Origin of the sequence: Rhodococcus sp. 06-221-2, from assembly GCF_002258365.1 — a bacterium.
Taxonomy (GTDB): Bacteria; Actinomycetota; Actinomycetes; order Mycobacteriales; family Mycobacteriaceae; genus Rhodococcoides; species Rhodococcoides fascians.
In genome coordinates, this window is the sequence record NZ_NOYJ01000029.1 from 261,405 (window position 1) to 281,416 (window position 20,012).

At 65.5% G+C, this 20,012-nt stretch carries 23 protein-coding genes and 1 riboswitch; of the genes, 13 read left to right on the plus strand and 10 right to left on the minus strand.

Features of this window, described 5'->3' with window-relative positions:
* From CH281_RS16065 to CH281_RS16075, 3 genes are read right to left on the minus strand one after another with little or no spacing between them, the layout of a single operon-like run.
* A complete protein-coding gene (locus CH281_RS16065; protein WP_027495913.1) occupies positions 1-648 on the minus strand; it encodes a response regulator transcription factor in 648 nt (215 codons plus the stop codon).
* A 21-nt stretch (positions 649-669) separates the two neighbouring features.
* On the minus strand, positions 670-1,788 hold the full coding sequence (locus CH281_RS16070; RefSeq protein ID WP_080735525.1) for a sensor histidine kinase: 1,119 nt from the start codon (positions 1,786-1,788) through the stop codon (positions 670-672).
* Positions 1,785-2,339, minus strand: a complete 555-nt coding sequence (locus tag CH281_RS16075) for a CcdC protein domain-containing protein (protein WP_027495911.1) — start codon at positions 2,337-2,339, stop codon at positions 1,785-1,787. The genes CH281_RS16070 and CH281_RS16075 overlap by 4 nt, the downstream gene beginning before the upstream one ends.
* Positions 2,340-2,506: 167 nt before the next feature.
* Between CH281_RS16075 and CH281_RS16080 the strand changes: the two genes are divergently transcribed.
* The 5 genes from CH281_RS16080 to CH281_RS16100 are packed head-to-tail and all read left to right on the plus strand — an operon-like array spanning position 2,507 to position 6,226.
* The gene (locus tag CH281_RS16080; protein WP_027495910.1) at positions 2,507-2,734 is read left to right on the plus strand and encodes a hypothetical protein; all 228 of its coding nucleotides are present in this window, start codon (positions 2,507-2,509) and stop codon (positions 2,732-2,734) included.
* Positions 2,731-3,681 (plus strand): ABC transporter ATP-binding protein, encoded by a 951-nt coding sequence (locus CH281_RS16085; RefSeq protein ID WP_094694803.1) that lies wholly within the window; start codon positions 2,731-2,733, stop codon positions 3,679-3,681. The genes CH281_RS16080 and CH281_RS16085 overlap by 4 nt, the downstream gene beginning before the upstream one ends.
* Complete coding sequence (locus CH281_RS16090; protein WP_032399891.1) at positions 3,678-4,451, plus strand: ABC transporter permease; 774 nt, start codon at positions 3,678-3,680, stop codon at positions 4,449-4,451. The genes CH281_RS16085 and CH281_RS16090 overlap by 4 nt, the downstream gene beginning before the upstream one ends.
* A gap of 36 nt (positions 4,452-4,487) precedes the next feature.
* On the plus strand, positions 4,488-5,624 hold the full coding sequence (locus CH281_RS16095; RefSeq protein WP_027495907.1) for a sensor histidine kinase: 1,137 nt from the start codon (positions 4,488-4,490) through the stop codon (positions 5,622-5,624).
* Positions 5,621-6,226: a response regulator transcription factor gene (locus tag CH281_RS16100; protein ID WP_027495906.1), complete on the plus strand. Its 606-nt coding sequence runs from the start codon at positions 5,621-5,623 to the stop codon at positions 6,224-6,226. The genes CH281_RS16095 and CH281_RS16100 overlap by 4 nt, the downstream gene beginning before the upstream one ends.
* A 5-nt stretch (positions 6,227-6,231) precedes the next feature.
* Here the strand turns inward: CH281_RS16100 and CH281_RS16105 are convergent, their stop codons facing one another.
* Genes CH281_RS16105 through CH281_RS16115 form a run of 3 tightly spaced genes read right to left on the minus strand, consistent with a single transcriptional unit; the run spans position 6,232 to position 9,493 of the window.
* Positions 6,232-7,503: an MFS transporter gene (locus tag CH281_RS16105; RefSeq protein ID WP_037219106.1), complete on the minus strand. Its 1,272-nt coding sequence runs from the start codon at positions 7,501-7,503 to the stop codon at positions 6,232-6,234.
* A gap of 57 nt (positions 7,504-7,560) precedes the next feature.
* Positions 7,561-7,989 (minus strand): MarR family winged helix-turn-helix transcriptional regulator, encoded by a 429-nt coding sequence (locus CH281_RS16110; RefSeq protein WP_027495905.1) that lies wholly within the window; start codon positions 7,987-7,989, stop codon positions 7,561-7,563.
* A gap of 52 nt (positions 7,990-8,041) precedes the next feature.
* Positions 8,042-9,493: an NCS2 family permease gene (locus CH281_RS16115; RefSeq protein ID WP_027495904.1), complete on the minus strand. Its 1,452-nt coding sequence runs from the start codon at positions 9,491-9,493 to the stop codon at positions 8,042-8,044.
* Between the two features lie 59 nt (positions 9,494-9,552).
* On the opposite strand from CH281_RS16115, the gene CH281_RS16120 reads away from it, so the two are divergent.
* Positions 9,553-9,792 (plus strand): DUF2530 domain-containing protein, encoded by a 240-nt coding sequence (locus tag CH281_RS16120; protein WP_027495903.1) that lies wholly within the window; start codon positions 9,553-9,555, stop codon positions 9,790-9,792.
* 141 nt (positions 9,793-9,933) lie between these two features.
* Positions 9,934-10,077 carry a hypothetical protein gene (locus tag CH281_RS26920; protein WP_167327272.1) on the plus strand — a complete coding sequence of 48 codons (144 nt, stop codon included), beginning with the start codon at positions 9,934-9,936 and terminating at the stop codon, positions 10,075-10,077.
* Here CH281_RS26920 and CH281_RS16125 read toward each other — a convergent pair.
* Genes CH281_RS16125 through CH281_RS16135 form a run of 3 tightly spaced genes read right to left on the minus strand, consistent with a single transcriptional unit; the run spans position 10,046 to position 14,446 of the window.
* Positions 10,046-10,597 carry a phosphatase PAP2 family protein gene (locus tag CH281_RS16125; RefSeq protein ID WP_228139154.1) on the minus strand — a complete coding sequence of 184 codons (552 nt, stop codon included), beginning with the start codon at positions 10,595-10,597 and terminating at the stop codon, positions 10,046-10,048. The two genes, CH281_RS26920 and CH281_RS16125, sit on opposite strands and share 32 nt — an antisense overlap.
* The gene (locus tag CH281_RS16130; RefSeq protein WP_094694805.1) at positions 10,587-13,313 is read right to left on the minus strand and encodes a sacsin N-terminal ATP-binding-like domain-containing protein; all 2,727 of its coding nucleotides are present in this window, start codon (positions 13,311-13,313) and stop codon (positions 10,587-10,589) included. Before CH281_RS16130 ends, CH281_RS16125 begins: the two co-directional genes overlap by 11 nt.
* Positions 13,310-14,446 carry a DUF3027 domain-containing protein gene (locus tag CH281_RS16135; RefSeq protein WP_094694807.1) on the minus strand — a complete coding sequence of 379 codons (1,137 nt, stop codon included), beginning with the start codon at positions 14,444-14,446 and terminating at the stop codon, positions 13,310-13,312. The genes CH281_RS16130 and CH281_RS16135 overlap by 4 nt, the downstream gene beginning before the upstream one ends.
* Before the next feature lie 41 nt (positions 14,447-14,487).
* Between CH281_RS16135 and CH281_RS16140 the strand changes: the two genes are divergently transcribed.
* The 3 genes from CH281_RS16140 to CH281_RS16150 are packed head-to-tail and all read left to right on the plus strand — an operon-like array spanning position 14,488 to position 17,568.
* Positions 14,488-15,336 (plus strand): glutaminyl-peptide cyclotransferase, encoded by an 849-nt coding sequence (locus CH281_RS16140; RefSeq protein ID WP_048319621.1) that lies wholly within the window; start codon positions 14,488-14,490, stop codon positions 15,334-15,336.
* 4 nt (positions 15,337-15,340) lie between these two features.
* Positions 15,341-17,059 carry an MFS transporter gene (locus CH281_RS16145; RefSeq protein ID WP_179274210.1) on the plus strand — a complete coding sequence of 573 codons (1,719 nt, stop codon included), beginning with the start codon at positions 15,341-15,343 and terminating at the stop codon, positions 17,057-17,059.
* Entirely contained in the window at positions 17,056-17,568 is a 513-nt protein-coding gene (locus CH281_RS16150; RefSeq protein ID WP_027495898.1) for a DUF2771 domain-containing protein, read from the plus strand. Before CH281_RS16145 ends, CH281_RS16150 begins: the two co-directional genes overlap by 4 nt.
* 3 nt (positions 17,569-17,571) lie before the next feature.
* Here CH281_RS16150 and CH281_RS16155 read toward each other — a convergent pair whose 3' ends face one another.
* Entirely contained in the window at positions 17,572-17,988 is a 417-nt protein-coding gene (locus CH281_RS16155; protein WP_167327283.1) for a cold-shock protein, read from the minus strand.
* 190 nt (positions 17,989-18,178) lie between these two features.
* Between CH281_RS16155 and CH281_RS16160 the strand changes: the two genes are divergently transcribed.
* The 3 genes from CH281_RS16160 to CH281_RS16170 all read left to right on the plus strand — a co-directional run bounded on the left by CH281_RS16160 (position 18,179) and on the right by CH281_RS16170 (position 19,874).
* Positions 18,179-18,397, plus strand: a complete 219-nt coding sequence (locus CH281_RS16160) for a hypothetical protein (protein ID WP_027495896.1) — start codon at positions 18,179-18,181, stop codon at positions 18,395-18,397.
* 3 nt (positions 18,398-18,400) lie between these two features.
* Positions 18,401-18,775, plus strand: coding sequence for a YccF domain-containing protein (locus CH281_RS16165; protein ID WP_094694811.1), 375 nt, complete (start codon positions 18,401-18,403; stop codon positions 18,773-18,775).
* A 270-nt stretch (positions 18,776-19,045) separates the two neighbouring features.
* Positions 19,046-19,254, plus strand: a riboswitch (cyclic di-AMP (ydaO/yuaA leader).
* 8 nt (positions 19,255-19,262) lie between these two features.
* Positions 19,263-19,874, plus strand: coding sequence for a transglycosylase family protein (locus tag CH281_RS16170; RefSeq protein ID WP_094694813.1), 612 nt, complete (start codon positions 19,263-19,265; stop codon positions 19,872-19,874).
* The last annotated feature ends 138 nt before the right edge of the window (positions 19,875-20,012 follow it).

Below are 20,012 nucleotides of genomic sequence, written 5' to 3' on the forward strand. Positions count from 1 at the left end.
CTATCCCGCCAGCCCGTGCGTGAAGGCGAAGTGCACGGCCTGCGCTCGATCTCGCAGTCGGGCTTTCGCGAACAGATGGTTGATGTGTGTCTTGACTGTCGCCTCGCTGACGAACATCTGCTGCGCGATCTCGCGGTTCGACAGACCGGCCGCGATCGCGCGTAGGACCTCGACCTCACGCGGGGTCAAACCAGCTGGGATCTCGGGCGGACGGGAGTGCTCGACGGCTCCGAGCAGCCGAGCCTGTACCTCCGGGTTCAGTACGGACTGCCCGGCTGCCGCCGCCCGCAATGCCGCCGCTATCTCGACCCTTCCGGCGTCCTTGGTGAGATATCCGCGTGCGCCCGCACCGAGTGCATCGAGTATCGAGCGTTCGTCGGAGAAGGTCGTCAACACCACCACGGGCAGATCGGGGAAGAGCCCCTTCAGTATTCGGGTCGCCTCTATCCCGTCGGTGCCCGGCATCCGCAGGTCCATCAGCACGACATCGAGGGATTCGGTACTCATCGCGGCCTGCACTGCGGCGACCGCGCTGTCGCCGTCCGTCGCGGTCGAGACGACGGTGATGTCGTCGATCAGATCGAGCATCGTCGCCAGCGCCTCGCGCACCGACGCCTGATCGTCGGCGATCACTATCCGAATGCTCATACCCTCACCTTCATGTCGTCTTCAGTGTGGTTGCGGCACAGCAACTGTGGCACGGACCGTCCAACCCCGCCCGTCCGGACCCGCCGCGACCGACCCGCCGACCAGTGCGGCGCGCTCGCGCATGCCGACCAATCCCATTCCGGTACTGTCGACCGGTTTCGGCGGCGACGGAGCCGGGCCGTTGGTCACGGAGAGCTCCACTTGTTCTGCCGCGAAGCGAAGCACTACGTCGACTGCCGCTCCGGGGGCATGAGTACGGGCATTGGTCAGCGCCTCCTGCGCGCACCGAACCAGGAACTGCGACTGCGGCGTATCGAGATCGACAGCCTCGCCCTCGATCCGGAAGTTCCCGTCCGCGTCCACCAAAGCGGCCATCGTCGGCACCAGGGGCAGCACGTCCTGACGCAAAGTCTGCACGGCCCTGCGGGTTTCGGTGAGGCCCTCGCGAACGAGGCTCTGCGCCTTGCTCACCGCGGCTCTGGCCTCGTCGGCACGACCGGCGTCGAGCAACGCGTCGGCGACTTCGAGCTGCATGTTGACCCCGGACAGCGAATGCGCGAGAACGTCGTGGATGTCGCGTGCGATACGGGCCCGCTCGGCCAGGGCATGCTCGCGCAATTCGGCGTCGGTGGCGCGCCGGGCATTGCGCAGTGCGTCCAGACGACTGCGTCGTGAATACCCGATCAGTACCGGCCACCCGGCGAAAAGACCGGCGGCCCATGGCCACCCGTCGACACCATGGTGATCGGCGATCCACAGCGCGCACGCGCACGCTACGCTGAGCGACACCGCATACGGAAACGCAATCGACGGCTTGAACCGCCACCCGGCATGACCGGCGAACAGGAACGGAAACGCTGCTGCGACCCCGGTTCCGCCCAGAGGAAGAATCGCGGCGGAGGCGACCAGTGCGATGCCGGCCCCGGCGAGCGAGAGCCGGAGACCGGTCGACCGTCGCGACACCGTCGAGGCCGCCAGTACGAGACTGTTGACAACGAGCAGCGTGAGCACGAGCGGATCGTGCAGGTCCGACGTCGCGAACGCCGCCACGACGACGACGGCCGTGACATACGGCCGACTCGACAGCCGGAAGCTGTCGAGTGCGGGTAACCGTACGTCCGGCGTGGGAGCCGACGTCACCGAATCTTCGCCCGTCCTTCGCGAACCCGACTGTGCATGTCGGCCAGCGTAGGCGACAACGTGTGGTTGCCGGACTTGTCGGCTCGCCACACGATGGTGGCCTCGGAATGCATGGCTCGGTAGAGCACCACGACCGACTCGGCGAGAAATCCGACCCCCACGGCCAACATGGTGGCCTGCCCGGCAACCGACGCTGCTGCCGGATCCACGACATTCTCCACCGGCACGAGGAGGAGGCGCACCGCGATCGCGGCCACCCACAGGCCGACCGACGCCAACGAGTAACGCATCCATGCCGCTCCGTCCCGCTCGGCGATCCGGACGGTGTAGCCGCGGACCACCCCGAACACGGCTCCGACGACACAGCCGAGGAGCAAGAACCCGATCGCCGTGGCCGAGAGCGCCGTCGAATTCAGTGACGCCAGTCCGGCGACGGCGAGGATCGCCGGAAGCACCAGCATGCGCCGAGCTTCCATGAGCTGGCCGGTCATGCGCCGCACCAGCAGGTATCCGACCAGAAGGACTACGAGAGCAATCGTTGCAATGTTCATGTCAGCAACGCTATGGAGATCGAGGTGGGGGCACATCGACCCACGGGTGGAGATCGGGTGGAGACACGCGCGCATGACGTTTGTCATGGCTGGACCGTGACGCTGTCACTTCAGGTCATGATGCGCTGCACTGTTTTCGGGGCTCGACGCGCAGCAGGATCGTAGTCATGAAGCAACCAGACGAAGGAAATCTGTTCACCGATCTGATGGAGCTCGGGCCTGCTCCGACGATGGCGCGTGAGATCGTCGTCATCGTCATCAGCATCGCGATCATCGCCGTGTTGTTCGCGATTGTGGGGCCGTCCGTTCCGGCGTTCGTCGCACTGGGCGTCATCGTGGCCTTCATGGGTGTCCGGTTCGTCATCGGACTGCGCCACTGGGGGACGCAATCATGACCATCATCGACGTCGACGGGATGACGCGCCGGTACGGATCGGGCAAGAACGCCTACGAGGCCGTCCAGGCTCTCGATCTCCATGTCGCGGAGGGTGAGCTGTTCGGCCTACTGGGCACCAACGGTGCGGGCAAGACATCCACTCTCGAAGTGATTCAGGGCCTTTCGCGACCCAGCAAGGGCACGGTGCGGATCATGGGAATGGATCCGGTGGCCGATCGCCGCAAGGTCCGGCCTGCTCTGGGAATCATGCTGCAGAAGGGCGGACTGCCTCAGGATCTGACCACCGCCGAGAGTCTTCGGATGTGGGCCGGCACCTGCAGCCATCCGCTGCCGGTGGCGGAGGTGCTCGGTCGCGTGGACCTGGCCGACCGTGCCGATACGCGGGTCAAATTCCTGTCCGGCGGCGAGCAGCGCAGGCTGGACCTGGCATGCGCGATCATCAGCCGTCCACGCATCTTGTTCCTGGACGAGCCGACCACCGGTCTCGACCCCGAAAGTCGCCGCAACACATGGCGGTTGATCCAGGAACTGAAGAACTCCGGCGTCACGATCATGTTGACGACGCACTACCTCGACGAGGCCGAATCGCTGTGCGATCGACTCGCGATCATGCACCGCGGCAGAGTCGTTCGCAGTGGCACCGTGGACGAGGTGGTCGCCGACCATCCTGCGAAGATCGAACTGAAGGCCCCCGGAACGGCACTGCCGCCGCTGCCGGGCACATCCATGGACGTCTCGGGAGAGACGGTCTCGATCCAGACGTCCTCGGTTCAGGAGACGTTGACCGATCTGCTGCTGTGGGCTCGGAACAACGGGGTGACCCTGCACGGACTGGACGCCCGCGCGGCATCGCTCGAAACCGTGTTCCTCTCTATCGCAGACGAATTCGACAACTCCGACGTGAACGACCCAGCTACCGACAAGACCGAGGTGATGAGCGCATGAGCACGATGACCGCCCTGTCGCGAGCAGAATTCACACTGCTCGGACGCAACCGAGTACTACTGTTCAACGCGACCGTCATACCTCTCGTGCTACCGGTGGTCATGCTGATCATCAGCAGTCGGGGCGACGACGGATTGACCGACGTGGGCGTGGGAGCGGCACTCGAGTTCTTCGCGCTGTTCCTGCTGGTGTTCATGGTCTACTACAACATGCTCTCGATCTACGCCACACGTCGAGACGAGTTGGTACTCAAGCGACTTCGCACCGGCGAAAGCTCGGACATTCAGATTCTGCTGGGGCCGGCGGTCCCCTCGTTCGTCCTCACCGTCGTACTGGGCTTGATCGTCGGAGCTGTAGTGCTGGCCTTCGGTGGGCCCATTCCCACCAACGTCCTGCTCGTCGCTGTTGCCCTCCTCGGCGGCGCGGCACTGTTCGCCGCACTGGCGTTGATCACGTCTGCCTTCACCCGTAATGCGGAAGCAGCGCAGATCACCAGCCTGCCGGTCATTCTGATCGCCATGGCCGGCTCGGCCATGCTGCGCGACGTTCTCCCGGATTCACTGAGCCGAGTCGTCGAGCTGACTCCCATGGCCGCGGTGTCGGACCTGTTGAATCTGGGCTGGTTCGGTACCACCACCCCCGGCGACGCGTCGGTCGGGTTCGCCGCCACCTTCGGCGAGGCCGCCATGCCGGCGGCGGTGATGCTGGCCTGGATTCTCGGCAGCCTGCTGATCGCCCGCACCCACTTCCGCTGGGAACCGCGGTCCTGATCGCACTGTCGTCGCCCGTCTGCAAGGCTGGAGATCATGAAGCTGTACGAGTACCTCAATCCACTGCACGGCTGGAACGACAGCAGTGCAGTGGAGAAGGTACGCGTCTACACCCGCCAATCGTTCCTGCTGATCACCGTCGGTGTCGCCGTCGGCGCGATGCTGACGACGCTTCAGTACGACGACTATCGATCGACGGTGGCGGCAGCGGTGTGTGCCGCCGCCGCTTTCGTGGTCGTTCAGCGCACCCCGGCACTCGGCGGCGAGTCGACGGCCAACCCTCGAATCCCGTTGGCGATCACGGCCGTCGCCGCTGTGGTGCTGGTTGCCGGAGGGACGACGAGCAATGCACTCTGGGCCGCGGTACTCGTCACCACCGCGGTCGCGACCCTGATTCGATTGCGCTGGTCTCTCGCGGCAGCCGTGGCCGCCGCCGCGATTGCCGCGGCCGTGGGAACCCCGGCGCTGGAAACGGTAATACTCGGCGTCTTCATCGCTTTCATGGCCTTCACCGTGCAACTGTCGGCGTGGCTGCTGCGCATCGTGACCGAACTCGACGCCACCCGCGACGCAGCCGCAGCTCTCTCCGTCGCCGAGGAGCGCCTGAGGTTCTCGCGCGATCTGCACGACGTCGTCGGACGCGCGCTCTCGGCCATCGCGGTCAAGAGCGAACTTGCCGCAACGCTGGCCCGTCGGGGTGACGACCGCGCCGCGACGCAGATGGACGAGGTGCGCGCGTTGGCGCAGGAATCGATGACCGACGCCCGAAAGCTGGTGCGCGGCTATCGATCGGTGGATGTCGCAGGCGAACTCGACGGTGCCCGCTCGCTCCTGTCGGCGGCCGGGATATCCACCGAGCTCACCGGCGAGACCTCGGCACTGTCCGAGCGCGCGGCCGAGGCGGCCGCCTGGGTGGTTCGTGAAGGCGTGACGAACATACTGCGTCACTCCGCGGCCACCTATTGCCGAATCGAACTGACCGACAGCAGTATTCGACTGACCAACGACCACCCCGGTGCGCCGAACGGCCGCAACGACGGCACGGGTCTGAGCGGCCTGCGGGAACGCTTGGTCGCGGTCGGAGGGGAACTGCGCACGGAACAGACAACCGAGAAATTCACCCTCATCGCAGTGTTGCCCACATCGCCCCAGAACCCGAGGACCACACCATGATTCGAGTTCTACTGGCCGACGACGAGAACCTGATTCGATCGGCGCTGGCGACAATGCTGGATCTGGAGGACGACATCGAGATCGTCGGACAGGCCGATTCGGGCGAGAAGGCCCTGACGGTTGCCGCGGCCCTCGCACCCGACGTGGCAGTGCTGGACCTGCAGATGGGCGGGATCGACGGCATCGAGACGGCGCAGAAAATTGCCGAGACACTGCCCACCTGCGCGTCGATCATCGTCACCAGCCACGGTCGGCCGGGCTACCTGAAGAAGGCGCTCGAAGCCGGCGTGCGCGGGTTCCTCCCCAAGACCACCTCCGCCGCCACCCTGGCCGAGGTGGTGCGCACCGTGCACGGCGGCGGGCGCTACGTCGACCCGACGCTCGCCGCGGAAGCCATCGGGGCCGGGGACTCACCGCTCACACCGCGGGAAGCCGATGTGCTCGAGTTCGCCGCCGACGGCGCATCGATAGCGGAGATCGCACAGCGTGCGCATCTGTCGCCTGGGACCACCCGCAACTATCTGTCTGCGGCAGCGGCGAAACTCGGAGCGGCGAACCGGCACGAGGCCTGCGCACTGGCCCGACGCCACGGCTGGATCTGAACGCCTCACACCTTGGCGGTCGCGGCTACGGTATCGAGTGTGGGCAGCCGATGACCGTCGGCGGGCGGCACCACGGTGATCCGCAAGTTGTTGTGCCGCAGCAGATACACGGCAGCGAAGAGTCCCGTCGCCAATGAGATGACACCGCCGAACAGGAGCGGTGCGCGTGGGTCGAGGGCGTCGGCGAGCCAGCCGAGCACCGGGCTGCCCAGCGGAGTTCCGCCCAGGAAGCACAGCATGTAGATGCCCATCACGCGGCCGCGCATGTCGGACGGCACCGACATTTGCAGAATGTTCATCGCCGACGTCGTGAACGTCAGCGTCAATGCGCCGGTGGGCACCAACAGCACTGCCACGAGAACGTAATTGGGCATCAATCCCACGAGTAGCTCGAACAGACCGAACGCGATGACCGCACCGATGAAGAGCCGCAATCGAGGGGCGGTGGCGCGCCGGGCCGCCAGGGTCGCTCCCGCGAGCGTGCCGACCGCGAGGGTGGTCGACAGCAACCCGTATGCGTCGGCTCCGCTGCCGAACGTGTTGCGCGCCAGCACCGACAGACTCAGCGGAAAATTGAGACCGAACGTCGAGACCATGAACACCGTCGCCAGCAACACTCGTAGGTCTCCCCGCCCCCAGACGTAGCGAAAGCCCTCCCGTACCTGCCCTTTGGCGCGCGGTGCCGGTTCGACACGGAAGAGTTGACCGACGTTCATCGCCAAGAGGGCACCGAACACCGCGGCGAACGACACCGCGTTGATCAGGAACACCCAGCCGGTACCGACGAGGGTGATGAGCACTCCCGACACCGCAGGCCCGACGATCCGCGCCATGTTGAACGTCATCGAGTTCAACGCGATCGCGTTGGACAGAGTTTCCTTGCCCACCATCTCGATGGTGAACGATTGCCGCACCGGCGCGTCGATGGCAGACGAGCAGCCGAGGATGAAGGCGATGACATAGACGTGCCAGAGCTCGACCATGTTGCCGACATCGAGCACACCCAGCACCAGACCGCAGACTGCGGCGAACACCTGGGTGATCATGAGGAGTTTGCGCTTGTCGTACCGGTCTGCGAGTACTCCGCCCCACACCGACAGAAACAGCGTCGGCCCGAATTGCAGGGCCATGACGATGCCGACGGCAAAGCCGTTGCCGCCGGAGAGCGTCAGCACGAGCCAGTCCTGGGCCACCCGCTGCATCCACGTTCCGACCAGCGAGACGATCTGCCCCGACGCCCACAATCGGTAGTTGCGAGTCTTCAGAGCAGCGAACATCGTCGCGCCGGACGTACGTGAAACTGGAGCCACAGGTCAAATAATAAACCTAGGTAACTACTCGGAGTCGCTGACCAATGCGCTGATGATGCTCACTGCATCTCGCAGCGTCGCGAGCTGCTCGGGTCCGAGGCCTGCCAGCTGTGCGGTCATCCACGCCTCGCGAGCACTCGCCTCGTCCGCGATCAGTTCCTTGCCGGCCGCCGACAACGACACGATCACCTGACGGCCATCGGTGGGATGCGGCGTGCGCTCCACCAGACCCAGCTCGGCCAACGACGCGATCACCCGCGTCATCGACGGGGGTTGAACCCGCTCCCGAGCCGCCAACGCGCCAGGCGTCATGTCGCCCTCCCTACTCAGCGTGGCCAGAGCCGACAGCTGAGTGAGCGACACTTGCGAGTCCACTCGCCTACCTCGAAGGTGGCGAGTCAACCTCACCACCGCAAGCGACAGGTCGCTTGCCAATTCCCGATTGTCTTTCACACTGTTTCCCGACGTCACAGCGCAGAGAATACGCCCTGGTACCGACCCAGCATCAGGTAACCGCATCCGTGATGGGACCGACTGCGAAAAACGCTACGAACAGCAACGCGACGACCCATAACAGGGGATGTACCGTCTTCGCTCGGCCCGAACCGACGGCGAGCACGACCCAAGTGATGAAACCGACGCCTATACCGTTCGCGATGGAGTACGTGAACGGCATCACCAGGATGGTGAGGAAGGCCGGCAGCGCGTAATCGAAGCGCTTGAAGTCGATGTGGAGCACCTGACCGATCATCAGTGCACCCACCACCACCAGCGCTGGAGCAGCCGCCTCGATGGGGACGACCGCCGTGAGCGGGGTGAAGAACATTGCCAGCAGGAACAGCAGGCCGGTGACGACGTTGGCCAGTCCGGTGCGTGCGCCTTCCGCGATTCCCGAGGCCGACTCGACGAACACCGTGTTCGACGATGCGGACGCGCCGCCGCCCGCAATGGCTCCGGCACCTTCGACGACCAACGCCTTGCCGATGTTGGGCAGCGTGCCGTCCTTGTCGAGATTCGCTTCTTTACCCAGACCCGTCATCGTTCCCATCGCGTCGAAGAAGTTCGCGAGGACGAGCGTGAACACCAACAGACTCGCGGCCAGCACACCGATGCGGGTGAACGCACCGAACAGGTCGACGTTGCCCACCAGCGACAGGTCCGGCGACTGTACGAGAACGCTGGGCAGCTGCGGCACGGACAGGTTCCAGCCCTTGGGGTCGACGCCGTTCGACGGCCCCACGTCGGTGACCGCCTCGATGATGGCCGCCAACACCGTCGTGACCACGATGCCGATCAGCAGACCGCCGCGGACCTTGCGCACCACGAGCACACCCATCAGCAACAACCCGAACACGAAGATCACCGTCGGCCACGACGCGATGGACCCGTCGATGCCGAGGCCGACGGGAACCGTCGTGCCTGCGGCGTCGGGGATGCGGCGTACGAAGCCGGAATCGACCAGGCCGATGAACGCGATGAAGGCACCGATGCCTGCGGCGATCGCGGCCTTCAGTTCGGGCGGAATCGCGTTGAACACCGCCGTCCGGAAGCCGGTGACGGCCAACAGAACGATGATGATGCCGTCGATGACGACCAGGCCCATGGCCTCGGGCCAACTGACCTGAGGAGCGATGGTGACGGCCAGGAGAGTGTTGATGCCGAGGCCGGCCGCGATACCGAAGGGGTAGTTCGCGATGATGCCGAACGCGATGCTCATGAACCCGGCGACCAGTGCCGTCACGGCGGCAACCTGGGCGACGGGCAGGATGTTGCCGAGCACGTCGGTCTTGGCAGCTGCGTCGTCGGCGGAGAAGCTACCGAGGATCAGCGGGTTGAGCACGACGATGTAGGCCATCGCCACGAAAGTGACGACACCGCCGCGAACCTCGGAACCCACAGTCGAGCCGCGCTCGGTGATCTTGAAGTAGTTGTCGAGTAATCGCGACGACATAGGCATGAGTGAAAGATAAAGCACACCGCGAGGGTTGGCGAAATATGGTGGCGTAGCGTGAATTCGTGGCCGACGTCCCGCAGATCCCGCCCCGCCTCACCGATCCGGTGCCGGTGTTGACGATCGGCATCCTCGGTTGGATCGTTGCGCTGGTCGTGTTCACCGCCACCGGCGACCGCAGCGACGACGCGGTGGCGACGTGTTGGTCCGGCATCGCGGTCGGCGCTGTCGGGTTCGCTCTGTTCCTGGCGCAGAGGGCCGCGTCACGACGCGGCAGCAGAACCGCCCAACGCGGCCTCGATTGAGATCAGGATCACGTTAGCCCGATCACGAAAACCCTTCTGACGTGGGCAAACTAACCCCTCAGCCGGTTGAGTAACACAGAGTTAACGTGGAGCATAGGTTATGTCAGTTTCGATAACCTTTGATCCACGAAAGCACAGGCCATGAAGTTCGTCGCTCAGTACCGCAACCGCCGCAACCACGTCCGCTCGCTCCGCGCCCTTTACGCACGCGCCAACGCTGTCTCCAGCCCGGCCATGCGTGACGAGCTCCTCGTCATCGCGCAGCGCTCGGATTTCTCGCGCTGATCGCTTTTTCGGCGTAGATCCAACCCAGCCCCCACAGGGCACCGAACACCCAGCCGGCCAGCACGTCCGTCGTCCAGTGCGCACCCAGATAGATCCGAGAGAATCCGATCAGCAGGGCCGCGACCACAGGCAACGCCAGTAGCACCGGCCGATGCAGCCACGGAGTGGACGATCGCAGCATCACCGCGATCGCCACCGTGGCAAGCAACATCGACATCGTCGCGTGGCCGGACGGAAACGAATGGCTCGAAATCTCCACCAGGCGTTCAGGAATCGGTGGACGCTCCCGCGCGAACGCGAACTTCAGCGCATTCATCAGCCCCCACCCGGTGAGCATCGAACCCGCGACCATCCACGCGTCGACAGTCCTCTTGGACGTCAGCAACGCGCCCCACGCCCCCGCGGACAACACGAACATCATAAAGGTGTTCCCCACCGTGGTGATGATCCAGAACATCGTCGTGACCCAGCCGACTCGATGCTCGACCATCCACTCCAACACGGCATGGTCAGGCCCCACGAGGTCGCTCCCAACTTTCCACACAATGCACTGTTCCGTCCGGTGTCACCCACCACGGCACAGCGCGGTCACCGCTGACAGCTCCCGACAACCGCACCACCAGTTCGCGGTGCACCACCACCGAACCTGTCGGCAGCGGTAGCCCGAGCACCGCACAGGCCAGCACGGCCCCGGGCTCTCGATCCCACGAACTGACGCGTCCGACTCCGCGAACCTCGCCGGTGATGGCCTCCGACGCCCGCCTGATGTCGAGGACGTCGGCCAGCGCGGCTGCCGTGGTCATGTCCGAGAGCACCGCCACCTCCGGTGGCACGACCGGTGCCAGCCACGGCGCATCGACGACCAACCCGTCCGACGCATCGGCCACGGTGCCGCCGAGAGTGCGCACGCGATCCGGTGGATCGAGATCCGCCACGTCGATGCGTCGATCCAGGACGGCACTGGCGATCAGCGTGTGCGTGCGCGCGATCACCGCCGCCGTCGGATGTCGCTGCGGGTCCTCGAGTGCACGCAACAACACCCGCGCGCTCTCGACGCCCTCACACGTCGACGCGGCGAGCACCGCGTGCAGTTCGTCGGCGCGCGGATGATCCAACGGATCGAGCAGACCGGCGAACGTCTCGTCCGACGGCGCCCGGAACGTGGTCGGCGAGCGGTTGTCGATCAGCGCATGACGTCGCAGCCACCATGCCGTGTAGTCGTTCCGGTCGGTCAAGGCTGCACGGGTACTCGGTTCGTCGAGCAGAATCGTCAGAGCTTCGGCCCAGGCATCCGACCGGACCAGGTCGAGATCACGAACCGCAACAAGGGTTTCCGGCTCCGTGGCCAGACTCGACCACCAGGCGGGCTCGTCGTCCAGGTCGTGATCCGGCCCCGTCGGACACTCGTCGCGCACCACCGAGAACCCCCAGCCGACGCCCACCGCGCGCAGGGCCCGCTCGCCGAACCTGGCCACCGAGGCCGCCGACAGAACACCGAATGGCGAATCCCGAACCAACAGCCTCGCCAACGGTGCACCGGGCAGCAACAGTTCGTCCGCACTGCGCAATTCGCCCTCATCGTCTTCGAGTGGCAGGCTCGCGAGCCACCCCGGAAGCTCTCCCGCCTCCCCCGCCAGCGCCAGCACTGCCGACACCAGGCCATCCACCTCGTCGCCGTCCCAATCGAGATCGTCGAGGGCCGCTTCGAGGGCGGGATCCGACAACAGCTCGGCCGCAGTGGCCTCCCGCGCACCCAGCCGAATCAACAACGGACTCACCGCATCCGGATGCACCAGGCGTACCCACGTCACCTCGGCCGACGCGTCCGACCCGACGACGGTAGTCCGTGGACCGGTGACCGTACGACCGTCGGCAAGCGGAACCGGCAGCGCAGCGAGTTCTTCCGCTGCCAACCCGTCGACGACGAGTGGAGTCAACGCGTCGTACAGTCGCCGCCACCAGGCCGGCTCACGGGCCTGCCCGCCGAGCATCTCGGCCAACCGCGCCAACCCGATGCGGTGCACTCCCACCGCCGACAACGCCGACGCGTGCCGCGCGCCCGACAGAGCGGCGTCCACCAGATTCGGGACCACATCGAGCAACACCGCGGCGAGTTCCTCGGTGGCATCGGCAAGAACATGCGCACGTTCGGGTACGAGATCGGGCCCATCGGCAGCGGGAAGCCATGGTGCGGTGGACAATCGGCGAAAGATCAGCTCACGTAGCTCACCGTCGATGGCACTGCGCGCGAAGCCGACCTCGGGTACGAACGACACTCGCGCGGACGCAGGCAATGACGCCACGAAATCGGGATAACCGTGGGCCACCTCGGCGACAGAGACGCCGGGCAACACCCGTCGACGATCCGGCTGCATGGGTACATCGGCAACGACCAACGCGGGTAACGACAACAGCTCGTCCGACCGCGTCGGGGCCCGCAACACATCCGGCGCTGCGGGAACGGGTAGACCGTCGACCATCGGAACGATCCACCGCGCAGCCGAGGTGGTGTACTGCAGCCACGTTCGCGAACCGATGGCGATCTCGACGCGTGCATCGTCGAGTTCCGTTCTCACACAGTCGACGACGACACCATCGATCTCGATGGAATCCAACGCGTCGAGCTCGAGCAACAAGTCGACGGCCTCGTCGAGGAACCCCCCGGCAAAGGATTCCGCTTGCACATCGGGTCGCGGCGTCAACACGATCTCGGTATCGAACCCGGCAGCGGGCGGTATGGAAGTAGGCCACGCCAACCGAAGCACCGGCACACCCGACTCCGGCACTGTCATGTCCCGCTCGCGCAACGCGCTCAGAGTGCGCTCGGCACTGAAGATCACCCCGCCACCGCGCGAGCGGACCTCGATCTCGTCGGACGCCGATCGCACCGCGGTGAAGCCGACCCCGAACTGTCCGACACCCGGATCGGCCGCAGCTTTCGCCGACGCCCGCAGCGCGGTGAGAGCGTGCACACCCGACACGTCCAGTGCGGCACCGGTGTTGGCGACATGCAGTGCACCCGCCTCGTCGGTCCACACCGAGAGCCGACCCGGGACGCCGGCTCGCTGCGCAGCATCAGCCGCGTTCTGTGCCAACTCGGTCAACAAACGATCGCGGTATCCCCCGCGCACCAGATCTGCCTCGGATGCCGAATCTTCCCGCAGCCGCGTGGGCGAGGAACCCCAGGACGCGAGAATCGACTCGCGAAGCGACCCGGTACCGAAAGGATCGATCAGCTCGGCGATGCCGAATCCTCGTGCTGCACACCATCGTCGACACTGGAATCGGCGACGAGATCGACATCGGAACCGACAGCGGAGGAAGCGTCGTCGGCCGGAGAAGCGTCGGGGGCCGCGTCAGTAGAAGGGGCTGCGTCAGCGGCATCGTGCCCGGTCTCGACCACCTCTGGCTCTGCCGGTGCGGAGTCTGCCGACTCGGGTGCTGCCGATTCCGGTGCTGCCGATTCCGGTGCTGCCGCGTCGGGCTGGGGTACCTCGGACTCCCCCACCGCTACCGTCTCGGCAGACGAGACGGTCGCCTCCGAATCATTTTCTGCAACAGCGTCGTTCGTCGTTGTGACGTTCGACTGTGCGGCACCGGTCGGCGACGGGGTGACGTCGAGTGCTGCGTCGTCGTACGGCTCGAACTGCGGCGAGCCCGCTCCGGTGGGCAGCTCGGTATCGGAGTGCGCGCCGCAACCGTATTCGACGTGCACCACATGACCGTCGGCGGCGAACTCGTTGCCGCACACTCCGAACGCTGCGGAGAGCGATCCCGCGAGGGGTAGGTAGAAACCGCAGAGTCCGCACGTGGACGACGCGGCCTTGGCCATCTCGCTGTCCGGGCCGAAGTCGCCGTCGTGCCATCGTTCGGCGGCATCGAGCCGTCCCTCGAGGCTGGTGACCTGAGTGCGGCCGAGCCCGATCTCGCCGGCCACCTCGTCGATGGCGGGGTCACCGGACGCGACGTATCCCGGCACCAGCCGCGGGTCGTCTCGACGTGGAGAGAGCAGATCGCCCGGCCCGAGATCACCGGGTCGGATGCGCTCGTCCCAGGGCACCCAGGACGGTGCCACGAGAGCATCGGGACCGGGTAGCAGCACGAGTTCGCTGACGGTGGCGTGATCGGCGTCGTCGGGAGCAGCGACGACAACGGCCCACTGCCATCCGCGATAGCCGTCCAGATCGCTGGCGAAGCGGTGGGTGGCAGCACTGTCGTCCTCCACGGTCACGCCGAGGTACTCGCCGACACCGCCCTCTCCCAGCTCGAGCAGAGCCTGCCGCGCGAGGTCCACGGCATCGGCCAAGACGGGGCGGATGGATCCGAGCTCTGGAGAAGATACGACACTCACACATTCAGTTTGCCGCATCAACTCGGTGACGCCCAGTTCGGGCTGCCATCATGGATGCAATGACCGTCCGCGCTCGCACCTTCGCTGCACTCGTGACGTCCCTGTTGACCGTCACCGCCTGCTCGTCGACGTCGGGTCCAGGCGACTCGGCCCCCATCACGTCGGACTCGGTACCCACGCTGGGTGCCGAGGTTCTGCGTTCCTACGATCGCGCCGACGACGCCTTCACTCAGGGGTTCGAGATCGACGGTGATGTGCTCTACGAGGGCACCGGCCTGGAGGGCTCCTCCTTCGTCCGCCGCACGTCGCTCGAGAACATGACCGAGCTGGAGCGGGTCGATCTGCCGTCCGACCTGTTCGGCGAGGGCATCACCGTCGACGGCGACACCCTGTGGCAGATCACCTGGCAAGACGGAGTCGCCATTGCCCGCGACCGAGACACCCTGGCCGAACAGCGCCGAGTGGACTACGACGGCGAAGGATGGGGGCTGTGCACGCAGGGTGAAGGAACCCCGGACGACCGACTGGTCATGAGCGACGGCACGTCCACCCTGACCTTCCGTGACCCCACATCCTTCGACGCCGTGAACACCGTCGACGTCACACTCGACGGCAATCCGGTGGAACGGCTCAACGAACTCGAATGTGCCGAGGACGGCTCGATCTACGCCAACGTCTGGCAGACCTTCGACATCATGCGCATCGACCCCACCACCGGCCGCGTCACCGCCGTCGTCGACGGCAAGCCGATGTGGGATTCGATGTCGGCCACCGAGCGAAACGGAGCCGACGTCTTCAACGGCATCGCCCAGATCCCCGGGACCGACAGATTCCTCGTGACCGGCAAATTCTGGCCCAAGATCTTCGAGGTGCGATTCACCGATCCCGCGGCCGTAGGACAGAATTGATCACGTGACCGATCCGCGACTCCCCCACCCCACGCCAGGTGCGGAAAACTCGGGCGCTGGCAACGAAACCGGTCACTCCACTGCTGACGAACAGTGCTCGGAGCATCCCGGTTTCGTCAACTATCCACCGGCCGACCCCCGTGCTGTCCAATCCGGTGCCGGCGGCCACGTTCCGAGCCGCCGCCAACCGTTGCCGCCGCTGCACCCGGCGCGCACGCAGCAGATCACTGCGGCGCGCGGCCGAACCGGCGGGCGTAAGCCACCACCGATGCCCAAGAAGCTCACCGTCACCCGCGTCGCGGCGATGCGTGGGCGTGAGCTGACCGGCAAAGGAATCGCGTCGTTCCAGCGGGCTGCGAAAGCCGATGGGGCGGACAAGTCCGGGCTGACCGCGCTGACCTACGCGACGATGGCGAACTTCGCATCCGACGCTGCCCTGGCGATCGCACTGGCCAACACGCTGTTCTTCTCCGCGGCGACCGGTGAGGACAAGACGAAGGTTGCGCTGTACCTGGTGATCACCATCGCTCCGTTCGCGCTGATCGCGCCGCTGATCGGTCCGTTGCTCGACCGGTTGCAGCACGGCCGACGCATCGCGCTGGCCACCTCGTTCGGCCTGCGTACCGTGCTGGCGGTGGTGTTGGTGTTCAACTTCGACAGTTGGGTGCTCTATCCAGCGGCGCTGGGCATGCTCGTCCTGAGCAAATCGTTTGCGGTACTCAAGAGTGCGGTGACGCCGCGGGTACTGCCACCGGAGATCGACCTCGTCCGCGTCAACTCGAGGCTCACCGTCTTCGGACTGCTCGGGGGCACCATCGCCGCAGGCGCTGTCGCCGGCGGTATCGCCTTCGTCGCCGATTCGCCCGGCGCACTGTGGTTCGTCGCCGCGATCACCGTGCTCGGCGCATACCTGAGCATGCGCATCCCGTCCTGGGTGGAAGTGACCGAGGGCGAAGTTCCGGCCACCCTCGGCTACCACGCCGACCAGCATCACGGCAGCGATTACCCCGGCAGCGGTGCCCCGACCGAGAATCTGAGGCGCACCCCGCCGCCTGCCACCGCCGCCAACAACCGCAGGCAGCCACTGGGCCGTGCGGTGATCGTCGGACTCTGGGGCAACGGCACGATCAGAATTCTCACCGGCTTCCTCACGCTGTACATCGCGTTCGTCGCAAAATCCCGCACCGAACACGAGCCGCTGCAGCAGGCCGCGATGCTCGGACTGGTCGGAGCCGCCGCCGGTCTCGGCAACTTCGCCGGCAACGCACTCGGTGCCAGGATCAAGCTCGGCCGACCATCGGTGGTCGTCCTGCGGTGCACGGTCGCGGTGACGGTCGTCGCCGTCGTCGCAGCCGTCACGGACAGTTTGCTCACTGCCGCCGTGGCCGCCCTGGTCGCGTCGAGCGCGAGCGCACTGGCCAAGGTCTCGCTCGACGCGTCTCTGCAGTCCGACCTGCCTCCGGAGTCCATTGCATCCGGGTTCGGCCGCTCGGAAACCGTCATGCAGCTGTGCTGGGTTCTCGGCGGAACGCTCGGGGTGTTGCTTCCCACCGAGTACTGGCTCGGTTTCACGGTCGTGTCGGTGTTGCTTACGATCGGCCTCGTGCAGACCTTCCTGACGTACCGCGGTCGATCATTGCTACCCGGGTTCGGTGGCAACCGGCCCGACCATGTCGAACAAGAAGTATCCGACAGCTCCTACGGCGAAAACGTGACCAAGTGAACCTGGCTCCCCGCACCAAGAAGATCGCGTCGCTGATCGCCGCCGGCCTGTTCGTCATCGCCGTCGCGTTCGTCGGTGTACTCGCCGTCCTGATCGGCAATGCTCCCGACAAGGAACCGGTCGTCACGGCGTACTCCAACGGTCGAGCCGTACAAGTCGAGCCGTACCTGTACTGCGCCGTGAGCGACCCGCTGTGCACCAACGTCGGCGAGACCGCCGAGATACAGGTGGGATCTGCCCCGACGGTGCAGTTGTCGATGCCCGAGGCCGTCTACTCCGCGCCGTGGGAACTGGCACTGGTCTACGGCGACGACACCGGGGCGGTCGTCGAGAGCAGCCAGTTCAACCAGCCCGGAACCCGGCTGAGCGTCACCGTCCCGACGACGGACGACGGCGGCCGAACGTTGCTCGGCATCGAGGTTCGGCTACCCACGGGAATCATCGACACCGACACCAATACCGAGAGCTTCGTCAGCCACGCGATCTGGTCCATCGGCGCGCGTCCGTAACGATCAGCTGTCGAGCTCGCGAGCGACGGCGCGGACCACCTCGGAGATGCGCTGAGCGATCTTGCGGTCCGGGTACTTGCCCTTGCGGAGTTCCGGCTGCACCGTCGCTTCGAGCAGCGTGATCATGTCCTCGACCATGCCGTGCAGTTCGTCGGGTGTGTGCTTGCGCTCGACGGGCTCGCGGCGGGTGCTGCCGCTGTTCTGGCGAATCGACGGGGCAGGCTCGAGAACCTTCAGGCTCAGCGCCTGCGGGCCACGACGGCCCGCGGCCATGCCGAATTCGACGCGCTGGCCGGCTTTGAGGCCGTCGACGCCTTCGGGCAGCGCTGACGAACGCACGTACACGTCCTCGCCTTCCTCCTGCGAGAGGAATCCGAATCCCTTGTCGACGTCGTACCACTTCACCTTGCCGGTCGGCACTGAGCTCACCCGTTCATCTGTTGCTGTCGTTGGTTTCGTATCCGCACGCCCGATGTCGGGACCCTGCGGTGTGCACAAGTTTCGCGCCCCACGAAAACGCAGGACGCGAATACGCCAGTCTAGCGCGCAGGCCCCGAATAGGGCATTCCGGTTTTTCGCACGACGCAACGCCGCGCACTACCGTGGTGGTGTGGACTCATCAACTCGCAAGCGAAGTACTGCACTGCTGCGCATCGCGCTGGTGCTGTTCGCGATCGGCCTCGTTGCCATCGTCGCGATCCTGTTCTTCCCGGTCTTCTCCGACGCCAAGCCGCCACTGGGCCTGTACCTGACGGCGATGTTCTCGGCACCCGCCGGATTCGTGCTCGCTCTGGTGTACGCGCTGCTCTCCGGCCGACGGGCGCGATAGATCATGCGACTGCTCCTGAACGTCATCTGGCTCGTGTTCGGTGGACTGTGGCTCGCACTCGGCTACTTCTTCGCGGGACTCCTGCTGTGCATCCTGATCGTGACCATTCCGTTCGGGATCGCGTCGTTCCGCATCGGCGTCTACGCCCTGTGGCCGTTCGGGTCGACGATCGTCGACAAACCCGGCGCGGGTTCGGATGCCCTCGTGGGCAACGTGCTGTGGCTCGTCCTCGCCGGGTGGTGGCTGGCGCTGACACACGTCGTCACGGCGATCGCGATGGCCATCACGATCATCGGTATTCCGCTCGCGATCGCGAACCTCAAGTTGATTCCGGTCTCGCTGATGCCGCTGGGAAAAGACATCGTTGCGGTTCGGTGACCTTTCGAGGCCCCCTAGCGTGATGTGACTTCCATCACATCACGCTTCGGTAACAGACCGGCAACAGCACGGGGTCGATCACCGAGAACAGCCACTAGCTGGGCCTATTCGAGCGACCGGAATCAGACCGTCGGGACGGTCGCTGACACACGAAAAAATCGACAGTTACCAAATAGTGACGTAACCCGGGAATTTCAGTACGGTCAGCAGCGGCCGGAAAGTTCGGCCGAATTCCGGCCCGCAGCGCCAAACCTCGTCCCGCGGGAACCGGAACAACCCTCGACGATCACCCAGGGGACGAGGACGGGGGACCCACGTCCTCCACGGACAACCGGGAACTTGTAGCGACTCACGAAGCCGCACCGAGTTCCCTTGGGGTGAAGCCCAATTGCTCATCCGATATGGAAGAGCAAGAAGGCCGGGCTACCTCTCAGCCCGAACCCGACAGCTGACCTCGCAGGCGCGTGTGGAGAGGATTTCAACTCGTATGAGCGGACGTCATCGCAAGCCGAGCACCACTGGCAAGACCGTCGCAAAGGTCGCCGTCACCGGTGCCATCATGGGCACCGCGGGCATCGCCTTCACCGGTACCGCCAACGCGGCACCGGATTCCGACTGGGATCGCCTTGCACAGTGTGAAGCAGGCGGCAACTGGGGCATCAACACCGGCAACGGCTTCCAGGGCGGATTGCAGTTCTCCCCCAGCACCTGGAACGCACACGGTGGACAGCAGTACGCGGCAACGGCCAACCAGGCCAGCCGTGAAGAGCAGATCGCAGTCGCCGAGAAGGTCCTCGACTCGCAGGGCTGGGGCGCATGGCCCTCCTGCTCCTCAAGCCTCGGTCTGAGCAGCGCACCCACCGAGCGCAGCGTTCCGGCCACTCCCAAGGCACCGGAAGTTCCCGCCCTCCCCGATCTGACGTCGATCCCGTCGATCGATGCGTCGGCCGAGGTCGTCAACGGCATCGTCACCGCCGTCCAGAACATCACCAACGATCCCCAGATCGCGTCGTTCGTCCAGAACGCCGCTCAGGGCATCCAGCTCGATCCGCAGGTCGTCAACTTCTACCAGGCGAACAAGGCGTTCCTGCCCCAGTAGCAAGAACCGCCGCTATACGAGAAAAGCCCCCGACATCGCGGGCGGATTCTAGGGGTCCTCGCAACACCTGATGGTCAGATGCCTGTCAGTAGATCACGTAAACGCTCGGCTGGAGTTTTCCAGCCGAGCGTTTTGCGT

Excerpts from the sequence above, each read along its gene's own strand:
- CH281_RS16065 (WP_027495913.1), bottom strand. The coding sequence starts at position 648 with ATGAGCATTCGGATAGTGATCGCCGACGATCAGGCGTCGGTGCGCGAG.
- CH281_RS16105 (WP_037219106.1), bottom strand. The coding sequence starts at position 7,503 with ATGTTCGCTGCTCTGAAGACTCGCAACTACCGATTGTGGGCGTCGGGG.
- CH281_RS16095 (WP_027495907.1), top strand. The coding sequence starts at position 4,488 with ATGAAGCTGTACGAGTACCTCAATCCACTGCACGGCTGGAACGACAGC.
- CH281_RS16135 (WP_094694807.1), bottom strand. The coding sequence starts at position 14,446 with ATGCGGCAAACTGAATGTGTGAGTGTCGTATCTTCTCCAGAGCTCGGA.
- CH281_RS16170 (WP_094694813.1), top strand. The coding sequence starts at position 19,263 with ATGAGCGGACGTCATCGCAAGCCGAGCACCACTGGCAAGACCGTCGCA.
- CH281_RS16085 (WP_094694803.1), top strand. The coding sequence starts at position 2,731 with ATGACCATCATCGACGTCGACGGGATGACGCGCCGGTACGGATCGGGC.
- CH281_RS16165 (WP_094694811.1), top strand. The coding sequence starts at position 18,401 with ATGCGACTGCTCCTGAACGTCATCTGGCTCGTGTTCGGTGGACTGTGG.
- CH281_RS26920 (WP_167327272.1), top strand. The coding sequence starts at position 9,934 with ATGAAGTTCGTCGCTCAGTACCGCAACCGCCGCAACCACGTCCGCTCG.
- CH281_RS16100 (WP_027495906.1), top strand. The coding sequence starts at position 5,621 with ATGATTCGAGTTCTACTGGCCGACGACGAGAACCTGATTCGATCGGCG.
- CH281_RS16080 (WP_027495910.1), top strand. The coding sequence starts at position 2,507 with ATGAAGCAACCAGACGAAGGAAATCTGTTCACCGATCTGATGGAGCTC.
- CH281_RS16140 (WP_048319621.1), top strand. The coding sequence starts at position 14,488 with ATGACCGTCCGCGCTCGCACCTTCGCTGCACTCGTGACGTCCCTGTTG.
- CH281_RS16090 (WP_032399891.1), top strand. The coding sequence starts at position 3,678 with ATGAGCACGATGACCGCCCTGTCGCGAGCAGAATTCACACTGCTCGGA.
- CH281_RS16075 (WP_027495911.1), bottom strand. The coding sequence starts at position 2,339 with ATGAACATTGCAACGATTGCTCTCGTAGTCCTTCTGGTCGGATACCTG.
- CH281_RS16115 (WP_027495904.1), bottom strand. The coding sequence starts at position 9,493 with ATGCCTATGTCGTCGCGATTACTCGACAACTACTTCAAGATCACCGAG.